The sequence below is a fragment of the Lactococcus ileimucosae genome (assembly GCF_943193185.1).
Taxonomy (GTDB): domain Bacteria; phylum Bacillota; class Bacilli; order Lactobacillales; family Streptococcaceae; genus Lactococcus; species Lactococcus ileimucosae.
Genome location: NZ_CALPDE010000010.1, coordinates 13,563 through 27,995, shown reverse-complemented (window position 1 = coordinate 27,995; position 14,433 = coordinate 13,563). Strand labels below are relative to the sequence as shown.

Below are 14,433 nucleotides of genomic sequence, written 5' to 3'. Positions count from 1 at the left end.
ATGCTTCCTGAGTATTATCATTCTCGTTTGCTAAAGCAAAAAGAATGGAAGAAGGATCACAACTCGCTTCGCTCCTTGCGTATTATCATTCTCGTTTGCTAAAGCAAAAGAATGGCTGAAGGTTCACAACTCGCTTCGCTCCTTGCGTATTATCATTCTCGTTTGCTAAAGCAAAAGAATGACTGAAGGTTCACAACTCGCTCCGCTCCTTGCGTATTATCATTCTAATCTGCTAAAGCAGAAAGAATGATAATAAAACACCTGCAGAGGCGCTGCAGGTGTACAAAAAGCATCTATCTCCTTTGCCAAGCTCCTAGAAGCGGGCAAAATAAGGGAAATATAATTCATCGTATCCTTGCTAGCCTCTCTGGACTAAGTTAAAGGTTTTAAGGTATTATAACCTAAATTCTAAGGAATTACAAGAATCAATAAATCCTACTTGAGTTGTAAAAAAATCCTTTCTTTATATGGTATAATGAAAACGTGTAATTAAATAAAGACAGGAGAAAAATATGGGTATCATTAAAGCAGCAACAAGTAGCCTTGGAGGCACATTAGCCGATCAATGGCTTGAAGTCATCGAACCAGAAGATATGTCCGATCAAACCGTCATGACCAAAGGTGTTATGGTGCGCAAGGACGATAAACGTGGCAGCAATCGTCGTGGAACTTCTGATGTCATTACAGACGGCTCTGTCGTGCATGTCTATCCGAATATGATGATGCTCTTAGTTGACGGGGGAAAGATTATTGACTATACCGCTGAGGAAGGTTATTATACAGTCAAAAATGATACTGCACCTTCTATGCTTAACGGTGGGCTTAAAGAATCTGTGCAAGAAGCCTTCTTCCGTTTTAAATTTGGTGGTGTGACACCCCAAAAGCAAGAAGTTTACTATATTAATCTTCAAGAAATCAAGGGCATTAAGTTTGGAACAGCAACGCCTTTGCAATATTTTGATAACTTCTACAATGCAGAACTCTTCCTCCGTACGCATGGGACATATTCAATAAGAATTACTGACCCTATCTTGTTCTATGCTAACGCCATTCCTAAAAATCAAACGCAAGTTGAAATTTCAGATATCAATGAGCAATATCTCCAAGAATTTTTAACAGCATTGAACACGTCGATTAACCTCTACTCAGCACAAGGGGAACGTGTTTCCTTCCTCCCTTCAAAATCTGTTGAACTTTCAAAATATATGGCAGACACACTTGATGAAGAATGGCGTAAACTTCGTGGAATCGAAGTGGTCGCTGTTGCTGTAAGCTCAATCAGCTACACAGATGACAGCCAAAAATTAATCAACATGCGTAACCAAGGTGCAATGCTGGGTGACCCAAATGTACGTGAAGGCTATATGCAAGGTGCTGTAGCGCGCGGTATTGAGGCTGCTGGAAGCAATACTGGTGGAGCTATGCAAGCCTTTATGGGAATGGGTATGGGAATGAACCAAGCGGGTGATGTGCTTGGTCAAGCCAGTGCTTCAAATCAAGCTCAAATGACTCAACAAGAAAAGACTGCAACAAAATCAGAAAATACATGGACATGCTCCGCTTGCGGGACAGAAAACACAGGCAAATTCTGTTCAAACTGCGGTGAGAAAAAACCTGAAGCAGCAGCCAACCTAAAGATTGAAATGGCTTGTTCAGCCTGTAATGCAGTCGTTAATTTAGCGAATGGTGTTCCTAAATTCTGTCCAGAATGTGGTCAGCCTTTCGTTGCCAAGCCTTTATAAAGATCAGAAAAGAGGTAAATTATGAGCCAGTCGAAGGTTCTCACTCATCTCTGCCCAAATTGTGGTGGTCCTCTCTTATTTGATCCCAAAAGTCAAAAGTTTCACTGTCAGTACTGCTTGTCTAGCTTTACGGAAGAAGAAGTCACTGCCTTTGAAGCCAAGCAAACAGACAAGGGAATTCCAGAAGAAAGTGTTTCAACTGCTTCTGTTGAAACTTCAAATATTGAAGCCTCTAACGATAATCAGGTTGGGCTCTTTGTTTGTCCTTCTTGCGGTGCTGAGATTGTGACAGAAGCAACTACTGCTTCTACTTTTTGCTATTATTGTCACAACCCTGTTGTGCTATCTGAACGTTTGTCTGGAAAATTCCTCCCTGAAAAGGTTCTTCCTTTTCAGATTGAGCAAAAAGAAGCTGAGGAAGCCTTTCTTAAGTGGGTAGGCAAAAAGAGATTTGTCCCGAAAGATTTCTTTGATAAAAAACAAATCAAGCAACTTCAAGGCGTATATTTCCCTTATTGGGTTGTTGGCGCAGATTTACAAGGTCAACTAGAGGCCAGTGCCAATAACATCCGTGTATGGATTGTTGGTGATTTAGAATATACAGAAACAAAGCAATATCATATTATCCGTGAAGGTGAAAGTTCTTTTCAAGATTTGGTAAAAAATGCTTTGAAAAAAAATGAGCCTGAAAAGATGGTCGGTGCCGTTCAGCCCTTTGACTTATCCAAAGCTGTTTCTTTCAAAAATCAATACCTTTCAGGTTTTTTAACTGAAAAAAGAGACATTGAGTTTGAAGAAATCAAAGAAAGAGTTGATAGCGAGCTACGTCAGTATTCTGAAGCGCTGATGCGCGATACGGTTCAAGGCTACACAGCAGTTACGAGCGTTCAATCCAACCAAAAGATAATGGAGCTCCAAAGTGACTATGTTCTTTTGCCTCTCTGGCTTGTCACTTATCGTCAGAAAAACAGTGACAAACTTTTCTATTACGCCATGAATGGACAGACAGGGAAAACGGCTGGAATCCTCCCTGTTGACAAGACCAGAGTTATTCTTGTAGCAGTATCTATCTTCTTTGCTGTTCTTCTCTTAGGCTTGATTGTGGGGTGGTATGTATCATGAAAAAGAAAATAACATTTTTATCCCTGTTTCTTACCTTATTTGCAGTGTTAACGCTGTTTGGCTTTTCCAAAACAGTAGAGGCACAGCAAATAGGCATTGATGATCAGGCAGGTATTCTGGAGGGTACACCATCTGTCCTCACAGAGGAATCCCAAAGGCTATCAGAGAAAACTAAAGCTGGTGTCTTTGTTGTTACAACGACGACCAATACACAGGCTCCAAAAGACTTTGCGGTTGATTATCTGGCTAATAAAGTCGGACAAGGCAATAATGGTATTGTTCTCCTGATTGACATGGGGCAACGTGAAATTTATATCTGGGCGACTGGAAATTTAAAGCACTATATCACTCCTTCTCGCATTGACTCTATCCTTGATGTTGTCCAGCCTCAGTTAAGTAATGGAAATTATCAGCAGGCTATCGAAGGTTTTTATGAGCAAGTCAATCACTATTACCAGCAAGGTATACCTGGCGGTCGTCAATACTCAGTCAACCCGAATACAGGAGAAGTTACTTTTCACCGCTCCTTTCGTCCTGCATATATCTTAATCGCTGTTATTGCCGCACTGATTTCCGCTGGCGCGTTTGTTGTTGTTTTGGTTTCCCGCTATCAGCTAAAACTAGGCGCACGTTGGAACTATGAGTATCAAAAAAATGGGGCATTAAAACTCTCCAAGCGTAGCGATACACTTGTGAACTCCTTCATCACGACCCGACGTATCCCGCGGAATAATAATTCTAGCGGCGGAGGCTTCTCTGGTGGTGGGGGCGGTTCCGGGGGTGGACGTAGTTTTTAAGTAGCTAAAAAAGAGCAAATGCTCTTTTTTACTTTATCATTTTATATTTACCTAAAGGAAGGTCGCCGAGCTCATAATCGCCAATCTTTGTACGTATCAAGCGTAATGTTGGAAAGCCAACATGGGCAGTCATTCGCCGAACCTGCCGGTTTTTCCCTTCCTTGATGGAAATTTCGACCCAGCTTGTGGGTATTGATTTTCGCTCACGAATTGGTGGGGTTCTTTCCCAAAGCCACTCTGGTTCTGAAACACGTTTAACTTTTGCAGGAAGTGTTTTACCATCCTTAAGCAGAACTCCCGCGCGCAGTTTTTGTGCTGCTTCTTCAGTGAATTCTCCTTCCACCTGTACAAGATAGGTCTTGTAAGATTTTGATTTAGGGTCTGTTAACTTATGATTTAATTTCCCGTCATCTGTGAGTAAAAGTAAACCTTCACTGTCTTTATCTAGTCGCCCAGCTGCATAGACATTGGGAATGTCAATATAGTCTTTCAGTGTTTTACGATTTTCAGAATCTGTAAATTTTGTGAGTACGTCAAAGGGTTTATTAAATAGTAATATCATCCTCTCTATTGTACCAAAAGTAACCCAGCTTCGCATCTGTCATCAAGTCAACTTCACGTCAAAAAGGCAGCTCTAGTCTGCCTTTTTGGTTTAAATGACATTCATTGTAAACGAGCGGCTCTCCATCACACGGAGGATAGCTTCTGCTGTGTCTAAAGCTGTAAAGAGTGGAATACCGCGACTGATTGCCTCTTGGCGAATCAAGAACCCATCCGTTTCTCTTGTCGATACGCGCTTGCTGCCCATGGTATTGACAATAGCTTGTACTCGACCTTTACGAATATCATCGAGTACCGTTTCCTCAGTTGACTCGGTTACTTTACCAACTTCTCGAACATAGAGTCCTGCGGTTTTTAGGTACTGTGCAGTTCCCGAAGTGGCGATTAAAGAATAACCGATATTGGCGAAACGTCTCGCCATCTCTAATGTTTCTGCCTTGTCTTCATCCGCAACAGTAAACAGGATTGCCCCATGATCAGCCATGTGCAACTTTGCAGCTTCAAAGGACTTATAGAGCGCCTTCTCTAAGGTTGTATCTGATCCCATAACTTCGCCAGTAGATTTCATTTCTGGACCAAGAAGACTATCTACTTTCGCCAATTTACTAAAGCTAAAGACGGGAGCTTTGATGTGGACAAGTTCTGATTCAGGAGCAAGTCCCGATGCATAACCGAGCTCTGCTAGTGTTTTCCCTAAAATCATCTGTGTAGCAAGTTGTGCCATTGGAATACCTGTGACTTTTGATAAGAAGGGTACCGTACGCGAAGCACGTGGATTGACTTCAATGACATACACCTTTTCCTCGTGAATAACAAACTGAATGTTCATCATACCGATACAGTTTAAGCCTTGTGCCAGCCGTTTAGTGTAATCCACGATTTTCTCAATAATTTCCGGACTGAATGTTTGTGGCGGATAAACTGCCATAGAGTCTCCTGAGTGAACCCCGGCACGTTCGATATGTTCCATGATTCCTGGTAATAAAACATCCTTTCCATCACATATAGCGTCAACTTCACACTCTTGGCCAGTTAGGTAGCTGTCTACTAATACAGGGTGCTCTGGTGAAACTTTGACCGCACGATTCATATAGTTACGCAAGTCTGCTTCATTATCAATGATTTCCATGGCACGTCCACCTAAGACAAAGGAGGGGCGCAACAAGACAGGGTAGCCAATCTTCTCAGCATTAGCAACTGCTTCTTCTTCAGTAGTAGCTGTGGCTCCTGGTGGTTGTGGAATATCCAAGTCCGATAGGGCCTTCTCAAATGAATCACGGTCTTCGGCACGTTCGAGATCTGCCACTTGCGTTCCTAAGATGCGTACACCAGCTTTTTCCAGAGGCTCCGCAAGATTAATGGCTGTTTGTCCGCCAAACTGCACGATAACACCTTTAGTCTCCTCTAAATCAATAATATTCATGACATCTTCGAAAGTCAATGGTTCAAAGTAGAGCTTATCTGAAATTGAGAAATCAGTAGAAACCGTCTCAGGATTACTGTTGACAATAATTGCTTCATAGCCCATAGCCTGAATCGCTTTAACTGAGTGAACGGTCGCATAGTCAAATTCCACCCCTTGACCAATACGGATTGGTCCTGAACCTAAAACGAGGATTTTTTCCTTTTCAGATTTTACAGATTCGTTTTCCCATGCATAAGAGGAGTAGAAATATGGTGTACTACTTTCAAACTCAGCAGCACAAGTGTCTACCATTTTGTATACGGGAAGAATTTCTCCATCTTTGCGGCGGCGACGTACTTCTGCCTCCGTCACATTCCAAAGACGGGCAATTTCTTTATCGGAAAAACCGTTTTTCTTGGCTATCTTCAAAATTTCTGGATCGAAAACATTGAGTTCTAACTCTTTTTCAATCTCGACGATATGGAGCAATTTGTCCAAGAAGAAAACATCAATCTTACTTAAAGCCGCAATCTCCTCAATAGGAATCTCTCGACGAATCGCTTCGGAAATATAGAAGAGTCGGTCATCTTGCGCCTTGGTAATTTTTTCGTATAAAAACTCTTCTGTGACTTCTTCAGCACCTTCTAAACGGTTGTGGCTCACACCTATTTCCAGTGAACGCACTGCCTTAAGGAGGCTCTCCTCGATGTTACGCCCGATAGCCATAACTTCACCGGTTGCTTTCATTTGCGTACCGAGATTACGGTCGCCATTTTCAAATTTATCAAAGGGGAAGCGGGCGATTTTGGAAACGACATAGTCCAGCGCTGGCTCAAACATAGCATAGGTTGTGTTTGTTACAGGATTGATGATTTCGTCCAGAGTCATGCCAACCGCAATTTTGGCCGACATCTTAGCGATAGGATAACCTGTGGCTTTAGAAGCCAAAGCAGAGGAACGTGACACACGTGGGTTTACCTCAATCACATAATATTTATAAGAATGCGGATCTAAAGCAAGCTGAACATTACAGCCTCCTTCGATTTTCAAAGCGCGAATGATTTTTAATGAAGCATCACGAAGCATTTGATATTCAACATCTGACAAGGTTTGACTTGGCGCAAAGACAATCGAGTCTCCTGTATGGATACCTACAGGATCGAAGTTTTCCATGTTGCAGACCACAATCGCATTGTCTGCAGAATCACGCATCACTTCGTATTCGATTTCTTTATAGCCAGAGATTGACTTTTCGATCAAACATTGTGTCACAGGAGAAAGCTTTAAGCCATTGGCAACTACTTCGCGAAGCTCTGCTTCATTGTCGCAAATGCCGCCTCCTGTTCCCCCCATCGTAAAGGCAGGGCGAACAATAATGGGGTAACCGATTTCTTTCGCTTGCGCGACTGCTTCTTCAACACTTGTGGCAATTTCGGACTCACACAAAGGCTCGCCAATACTTTCGCAAAGTTCTTTAAATAATTCGCGGTCTTCTGCTCGGTCAATTGCAGATAGTTTTGTACCTAAAAGTTCAACCGAAAGTTCTTCCAAAATACCGCTTTCGGCCAGTTCCATCGCCATATTTAGACCCGTTTGACCCCCTAGTGTTGGCAAGAGTGCATCTGGTCTTTCTTTACGGAGAATCTTGCTGACAAATTCAAGCGTAATTGGCTCAATATAAACCTTATCCGCAATCTCGCGATCAGTCATAATTGTCGCTGGGTTAGAATTAACCAAAACAACTTGGTAACCTTCTTCTTTAAGCGCCAAGCAAGCTTGTGTACCAGCATAATCAAATTCTGCGGCTTGTCCAATAACAATCGGTCCTGATCCAATAATCATAATCTTTTTAATATCCGTACGTTTTGGCATAATATCTCCATTTCTAAAATTCCAAGTAGCTGTGAGATAAACTTTGCTCTGCTCTTTGACAGATATTTTCTTATTTCCCAAAAAGTTTGAGAAAAAAGCACCTGCCAGAAAAACAGGTGCAAAGAAGATAGAGTACGCCCTCTTTTGAAAAGAGCTTAATATTCATGTCCACAACCTTGCTAGCCTCTCTGGACCAGTTTAAAAGTTTTATCCTTAGTAGGATACCATTTTCTTAGTAAACAGTCAAATGAAAGCTTTGAAAGTGAAAAATATTCTTACCTAATCTTATATAATAACAGAGCAATATAAGCTCTATTATTAAAATTTTCAATGGATTACTGGGATAATTTTACCCGAATATTAAAAATAACATTGGAATAAAATCAAAATATTCCAATGATGCTCTTGACACACTTTTTAAAAATGTTATAATTAGTTCATATATAAATTAGAAAAAAATAAGATTTTCATATATATAAAGGAGACAACATGATAAAAATTTATACAGTTGCAGGGTGTAGCTCAAGCCGAAAAGCCAAAAGATGGTTACTTAATAACGGTATCACTTTCAAAGAAATTAATCTTCTCACAGATGATATCAAAAAAGAAGACTTTCTTGAAATTCTTGCTCTGACAGAACATGGGACTGAGGAGATTGTTTCGATGCGGAGCCACGCCTATAAAAGTTTATCATTAGATTTAGAACAGTTTTCTTTAAACTCCATGATTACAATCATGAAAGAAAATCGTACTATTTTACGTCGTCCTCTCATTCTTGATGAAAATCGTCTTCAGATTGGTTATAACAACGATGATATACGCAAGTTTCTCCCGCGCTCTGTACGTCAAGTTAAACTGAAAGATATTAGTCAGGAGGTTCGCAATATCGTTATGGAACGTGATTTCCAAATTCAGCTCAGTTAAAAAATCTCGCCTCTATATTTACAAGGCGAGATTCTTTTTATTTAAGTTTATTTTTTAGTCTATCTTCATTTTTCATATTATTGATAGATTGTTTCAATGCTTTCAATAAACCGCCATTACTATAAATCAAAACATTAGATTTATAAAGCCGTGCTGAGAACAAAAGCGTAAACACCATTGCGGCAAGCATGATTCCCATCGAAAGCCAAACTTGTAAATTACTTGCAACTCCAGTCGCAATCTGCATTGGCAAAACAAAGCTCGAAATAAATGGAATATAACTTGTTGCAGTCATCACAATATTATCAGGTTGAGAGGCAAAGATAATGGATAGCATATATCCCAATAAACCAATCATTGTTATTGGTGTTTGAGCTTTAGGTACATCTTCCACACGTGAAATCAGCGATCCAGATAGAGCGGCGAGGAAGGTAAACAGAAGTACTCCTAAAATTACAATAGGGATGACCAACCAAAACTGTCCCGTAAAGACTTCTTGAAGCTTTAATCCCTGTAGAAGGTGACGAACCATATCATTATCCTTGAAAACGAGATAAGCTACTCCAATCTGAAAAACATAAGCCATAATATTCACCGCACAAACGAGTATAATCCCAACAAGTTTTCCATAAAAATGCGTTTCAGCTTTAACACTTGAAAGGATAACCTCCATGATACGTGTTCCCTTTTCACTTGCAATTTCTTGTGCAACAATACTACCATATGTTGCAACAAATACCCAAATGAGAATAATTAAAGCTGTAGCAATGGCCTGCCTTAAACCAGAATAATCCGTCCCCTGTATCCTATTTCCTTCCTCATCAAACTCCACATGTATAGGTTCTAATTGAGCTGGGGAAAGTAGATTGGCTTGCTCTTCTGGAGAGAGTCCTAGCTGTGTTGCCAAAGCACTCTGCTGTATGCTTGTGAGTGTTTGTGACACCAACATTTGAGTTGCCATATCCATTGAACGTGTCGTTTCTAAGCGTGCATGAATTTTTCCTTGATTTGACTCCAGGACTAAAATCGCTTCAACCTCTTCATCTTTGAGTTTATGATCAGCTTCTGAGCGATCCATCACCTTATACTTAATTTCTCCTTTAACTTCATTAAGAGCAGAAGCGATATTTTTATTTTCCGTAACTACAGCGATGCTATCAACATTTCCTTGACCATTGTCCACCACTCTAGCAACCACATAGAAAACAAGCCCTATCAGTAAAGGAAGGAAAACCATGATGAGAAAAGAAACTGACTTAACATTTTTCCGAAAAACTTCTCTTACAATTATCCAGAACTTACTATTCATGTGTTTCACCTGCTTTCATTTTGAATATTTCTTCCAAACTTGGTGGTTGTTGAGAAAACATATGAATATAGCCTGATTTTGTGACATAATCGAAGACAGCTTTTCCAGCTTCTTCATTTTCCAAAGTCAACTCATAAGTACCATTACGTTGTAAAAGTACTTCTTTTACCCCCTCAAGATGAGATAATTCTTCTTGTGATACAGGTGCTTCGACAAAGACTTTTGTACGACCAAAGCTTTGACGTACAGCATCTACAGTGCCGTCTAATATTTTCTTGCCTTCTTTCACCATAATCATTTTATCAACCATTTTTTCTACATTCATCATATTATGATCTGAAAAGACAACACACACTTTTTGGTTCCGAAGTTCAGCCACTGCTGTTTTTAATAACTCTGCATTAACTGGATCCAAGCCCGAAAAAGGCTCGTCTAAGATAACAAGCTTTGGTTCATGGATAAGCGTAGCAATAAGCTGAACTTTTTGTTGATTACCTTTTGACAGTGTTTTTACCTTATCTGTCCGTTTTCCTTTGACCTCAAACTTCTCCATCCAGTAATCAATTTTTTCATCAATTTCTTTTCTAGTTTTTCCTCTAAGCTGACCAAAAAAGCGCAACTGTGACTCAATACTCTCTTTTGGATAAAGTCCTCTTTCTTCTGGTAAATAACCAATAATATCATAGTCCTTGCTGGACAGTGGATGTCCATTCCACAAAACACTTCCTGAATCTTGCGTCAAAAAATCCAGTATAAGCCGAAATGTTGTTGTTTTCCCAGCTCCATTTTGTCCGATAAAGCCCAAAATCTCCCCATCTTCTATGTTGAAGCTTAGGTCATCTACTGCAACAAGATCACCAAATGTCTTCCTAAGATTTTTTACTTCAAGCATTCCCTTCCTCCTTCTAAAAGCAAAGCGCTTCTTTTATAATTAGTATAACTTATTTCAACAATAAATTAAACTCAAAATATGCTAGAATTTATTTTTTTCATCTGAATATTCGAATATTATCATCCAATAACAACTTTACTGATTTTCATCTAAGGAAAAGTTTAAATAAAATGCCTCCAAGTTGGAGGCTTAGGAAAGGCCTATAGAGGCCGCTTGCTAGCTAGTATTAGCGCCTTGAGGTGCAAGGATAGGAAGACTAATATGACGGTGAAATTCAAAAACGATATTTTTTTGAAGTTCATCTAATGAGAGGCTTAAGCAAGGCCCTATAGGGCTTGCTGTCTAGCATTAGCACCTTGAGGTGCAAGGATAGGAAGCCTATCAAAAAGAAGCAAGAATATCTTGCTTCTTCCTGTTTGCTATGGATTGATGAAGTAAACACCTGATGTTGAAACAGTACGTGTTGATCCCCAACCTCCATTAAAGTTTCCTTCAGAAATTACAACTTGACCATTTCCCAAAACTTGTTCTACAACGGCAACGTGACCATAAAATGAGTCAGCACCTTGAACCCCTGGAGGAAAGACAATAATGTTACCCGGAGCTGGACCTGCATTAGCATAAACTACCCAGTCTGCTGCATTACCCATATAGGTTGGCATATTGCCACCGAGACGTTCCCATACGTAAGCTGTACATTGCCCTGGTGGGTATGGGTTATTGCTAGGTGTTGGTGGTGGAGCTGGTGGCCCTACTGGTCCAGGAGGTGCTGGTGGATTTGGTGGCGTAACTTCTGAGCCACCTCCTAAATCTGGTGTAGAAGGCTGCACTGGACTTGGAGAAGTTTCATTTGCCTTCTCTTGTTGTGCTACCATAGATTGTTCAGCAGCCAATCTTTGCGCCTCAGCAGCGGCCTGTGCAGCCCTCTCCGCTTCGGCTTTTTGGCTAAGCAATTCTTGCTTCTTGCCTTCCTCAGTTGTTATCATAGCCTCATAATTCAACTGAGCAACCTTGAGTTGAGCTTCTTGGGTCGCTAACTCGTCTGCTTGACTTTCCAAGTCTTGCTGCAAGCGTGTGACCTTAGCATATTTGTTTTGGTTATCTTTAAGTTTATCTTGGATATCCTTTTGATCTGCCTCTTGCTGCTCAATCATCGACTTATTCGCACCAGCAACAGTTGCCATGGCAGTCATTTTTTGGATAGCATCTGTCAATGACTTAGAATCTAAAAGAGCAGAGATATAGTTTGTTGCTCCTCCTTTTGTTTGTGCACTGCGGGCTTGAGCTTCCAAGGCTTCACTGCGCTCTTGGATATTCTTATTTAACTCTTGAATTTGTTTAGACTGTTCCTTCTGTTGATTGGATAACTTTTCAACTTCCTCTTTCATTGAAACTTGTTTCTCTTTCAATGTATTGACTTGAGTCCCTATTGCCTCAACTTGAGATTGAGCTTGTGCTGCCTCATCTTTTACGGCTGCAATCTTTGAGTCTTGCTCAGCAATTTGACGTTCTGTTGAATCAGCATTTACACTAGACAATGGAGCACCTGCAGTCAAAACAACTGTTGAGAGCATCAATGTCGCAATCAATTTCTTTTTCATAAAAAGTAAAATCTACCTCCTCAAATTCTCTTAAATGAATATTACCATTTTATCACAAATGTTTTTATTAATGTAACAAAACAGAGGCTATAGATTGCGTTTAAGTAACAATTTATTTCTTAATGTAACATTCGTTTAATGAAATAAAAATATTTAATAAAAAAAGACAACAAAATAAAAAAGCTCCGAAATGAATGAAGCTTTCATATAAAGGACGATTTAAAATTAATATTATAACTTAGAAACGACTTCATCAACAAAGTTTTCTACTTGTCTAACCTGCTCTTTTGTTAAATCACCGCCCGCAGGAGCGAAAAATGTGAGGCCTTGCATGTTCATATGTAGGTCAAAAGATTTTTCATTAACTTTAATCCCTTTTTCCTTTGCTGCTGTGGTAATTTTTTTAATCGCTGATTCCAAGTGACCAGAGGTAGAAAAAGCCACAATCTGCTTGATTTTTCCACTGTCTAGAGCTGCCAGATATTCTTTCATATCCTTGGTTACAGAAGCAAACCAAACGCCTGCTCCAAGAAACAGCACTTCAACTTCTTCTTCGAGTGGCTCTGAAATACGTTTTGCTTTAATATTGAGCTTATTTGCAATTACATCTGCAACTGCACGCGTATTTCCTCCACGTGATGCATATCTTACTGCATATTTCATTTTATAATTCCTCCCTTGTATTCTCATCTATAGCCTACCACATTTTATTAATTATGTGAAATTTTTAGTTTGAGAAATTTAATCTTCTTTTCTTGGGGTACTAAATCTGAAAGAAAAAAAGCTTTTTCCATTTCATTTGAAAAGCTTTTCTATTATTTACTGCTTTTGCGTCTTCCCGTTGTCTTAACTCTCTGCTGTGAAGTACGTGACAAGCGTGCTTTTTTATTTTCTAAAGATTTTCTTCCAGCTTCACGAACCATTACAAACTCTGGCAACTGATTGTATTTCATCGAAAGAACAAGTCCAAGACCGATAATGTTGCTGATGAGAGCTGATCCCCCTTGGGAAATAAAAGGCAATGGAATACCTGTTAACGGAAGCAAACCAATTGCTGCCCCTATATTTTCAAATACATGGAAGAGAATCATCATGATAATCCCTGTCGATATAAAGATATAAAATTGGTTATTGGACTGGAATGTCACACGAATCATGCGATAAATTAGGGCAAAGTAAAGCAAGATGACAAAAGTCGATCCAACGAAACCAAAGTCCTCTCCAATCACAGTAAAAATCATATCAGATTCACGAACTGGTACATTAACGTTTGCCACACCAAAACCACGACCAAACAAGCCCCCTACTCCAATCGCAATCAAAGCACGCGACTGTTGAAGGGAAAAAGTTTGAGTGTACTCAAAGGGATGAAGCCAAGCCACGAAACGATTAACTTGATATTGACTAAATACATTTCCTAGCAATTCCTGTCCGTCAGGGTTCATAACCATGGCAACGATACCTGCTGCGACAAGTGCAGCTGCAGTAAGAACAGGCAGGATAATTTTCCAAGACACACCTGATACTAAGACAATACCTGCTGCGATAGCTAAGAAAACCATGAAAGTTCCGAAGTCTTCCTGCAGTGCGGCAAGTACAGCTATGGGAAGAGTTGCTAAAATAATTTTGCCAATCAAGATAAAGTCGTCCCTAATATAACGTTTTTTTAACTTGTTTTGAAAGGACACAACGATTCTTGCTAAAAATAATATATATGCTATTTTCATCAGCTCTGAAGGCTGGAAAAGGTTTGTATTATGAAAGGCAATCCAGTTCCTTGCTCCTGTTAGATCATACACCGATTGGCTATAAAAGAATATGGGTAATACCATTAAAATAAGACCAAATCCATAAAAAACCGGTGTGAGGTTCCAAAGGAGTCTCGAATCCATATGCATCACAATCAAAGCTAAAATAACTCCGACAATAATCCAAGTTCCTTGCTGCCCTACCATCTTCACTGCTTGTGTCGGATAGTCATGGCTAACAGCAACCCAAATAGCATACAGTCCAATGGCTGTTAGAAGAAAAGCCGGCAAGATTAACGCATAATCAATACGGCTATCAAAACTTAGCTTAGTTTTAGACTGCTTTTTCTTTTTCTTTATTGTATTTGTTTTATTGTTCAAAATGGAGCTCCATCACTAGAAAGTCTACTAGGTCTATTATACATTATTTATATAAAAATGGTTGCTTTCGCAAAACCAT

At 39.8% G+C, this 14,433-nt stretch carries 11 protein-coding genes; 4 read left to right on the top strand and 7 right to left on the bottom strand.

What is annotated here, in order from left to right; translation table 11 throughout:
* Positions 1-512: 512 nt before the first annotated feature.
* The 3 genes from NFR51_RS05740 to NFR51_RS05730 are packed head-to-tail and all read left to right on the top strand — an operon-like array spanning position 513 to position 3,661.
* On the top strand, positions 513-1,742 hold the full coding sequence (locus tag NFR51_RS05740) for an SPFH domain-containing protein (protein ID WP_251712785.1): 1,230 nt from the start codon (positions 513-515) through the stop codon (positions 1,740-1,742).
* Between the two features lie 21 nt (positions 1,743-1,763).
* Positions 1,764-2,864 carry a TFIIB-type zinc ribbon-containing protein gene (locus NFR51_RS05735; RefSeq protein ID WP_251712784.1) on the top strand — a complete coding sequence of 367 codons (1,101 nt, stop codon included), beginning with the start codon at positions 1,764-1,766 and terminating at the stop codon, positions 2,862-2,864.
* Positions 2,861-3,661 (top strand): TPM domain-containing protein, encoded by an 801-nt coding sequence (locus tag NFR51_RS05730; protein WP_251712783.1) that lies wholly within the window; start codon positions 2,861-2,863, stop codon positions 3,659-3,661. Before NFR51_RS05735 ends, NFR51_RS05730 begins: the two co-directional genes overlap by 4 nt.
* 28 nt (positions 3,662-3,689) lie before the next feature.
* Here the strand turns inward: NFR51_RS05730 and NFR51_RS05725 are convergent, their stop codons facing one another.
* Complete coding sequence (locus tag NFR51_RS05725; RefSeq protein ID WP_251712782.1) at positions 3,690-4,223, bottom strand: rRNA large subunit pseudouridine synthase E; 534 nt, start codon at positions 4,221-4,223, stop codon at positions 3,690-3,692.
* A gap of 90 nt (positions 4,224-4,313) precedes the next feature.
* Entirely contained in the window at positions 4,314-7,499 is a 3,186-nt protein-coding gene (gene carB / locus NFR51_RS05720) for a carbamoyl-phosphate synthase large subunit (RefSeq protein WP_251712781.1), read from the bottom strand.
* Positions 7,500-7,988: 489 nt separating this feature from the next.
* On the opposite strand from carB, the gene NFR51_RS05715 reads away from it, so the two are divergent.
* Positions 7,989-8,423 carry a Spx/MgsR family RNA polymerase-binding regulatory protein gene (locus NFR51_RS05715; protein WP_251712780.1) on the top strand — a complete coding sequence of 145 codons (435 nt, stop codon included), beginning with the start codon at positions 7,989-7,991 and terminating at the stop codon, positions 8,421-8,423.
* Positions 8,424-8,460: 37 nt separating this feature from the next.
* Here the strand turns inward: NFR51_RS05715 and NFR51_RS05710 are convergent, their stop codons facing one another.
* The 5 genes from NFR51_RS05710 to NFR51_RS05690 form a co-directional block, all read right to left on the bottom strand.
* Positions 8,461-9,732, bottom strand: coding sequence for an ABC transporter permease (locus NFR51_RS05710; RefSeq protein WP_251712779.1), 1,272 nt, complete (start codon positions 9,730-9,732; stop codon positions 8,461-8,463).
* The gene (locus tag NFR51_RS05705; protein WP_251712778.1) at positions 9,725-10,624 is read right to left on the bottom strand and encodes an ABC transporter ATP-binding protein; all 900 of its coding nucleotides are present in this window, start codon (positions 10,622-10,624) and stop codon (positions 9,725-9,727) included. Before NFR51_RS05705 ends, NFR51_RS05710 begins: the two co-directional genes overlap by 8 nt.
* 419 nt (positions 10,625-11,043) lie before the next feature.
* Positions 11,044-12,225 (bottom strand): CHAP domain-containing protein, encoded by a 1,182-nt coding sequence (locus tag NFR51_RS05700; RefSeq protein WP_251712777.1) that lies wholly within the window; start codon positions 12,223-12,225, stop codon positions 11,044-11,046.
* A gap of 231 nt (positions 12,226-12,456) precedes the next feature.
* The gene (locus NFR51_RS05695) at positions 12,457-12,888 is read right to left on the bottom strand and encodes a flavodoxin family protein (protein WP_251712776.1); all 432 of its coding nucleotides are present in this window, start codon (positions 12,886-12,888) and stop codon (positions 12,457-12,459) included.
* Between the two features lie 152 nt (positions 12,889-13,040).
* On the bottom strand, positions 13,041-14,354 hold the full coding sequence (locus NFR51_RS05690; RefSeq protein WP_251712775.1) for an FtsW/RodA/SpoVE family cell cycle protein: 1,314 nt from the start codon (positions 14,352-14,354) through the stop codon (positions 13,041-13,043).
* Between the last annotated feature and the right edge of the window lie 79 nt (positions 14,355-14,433).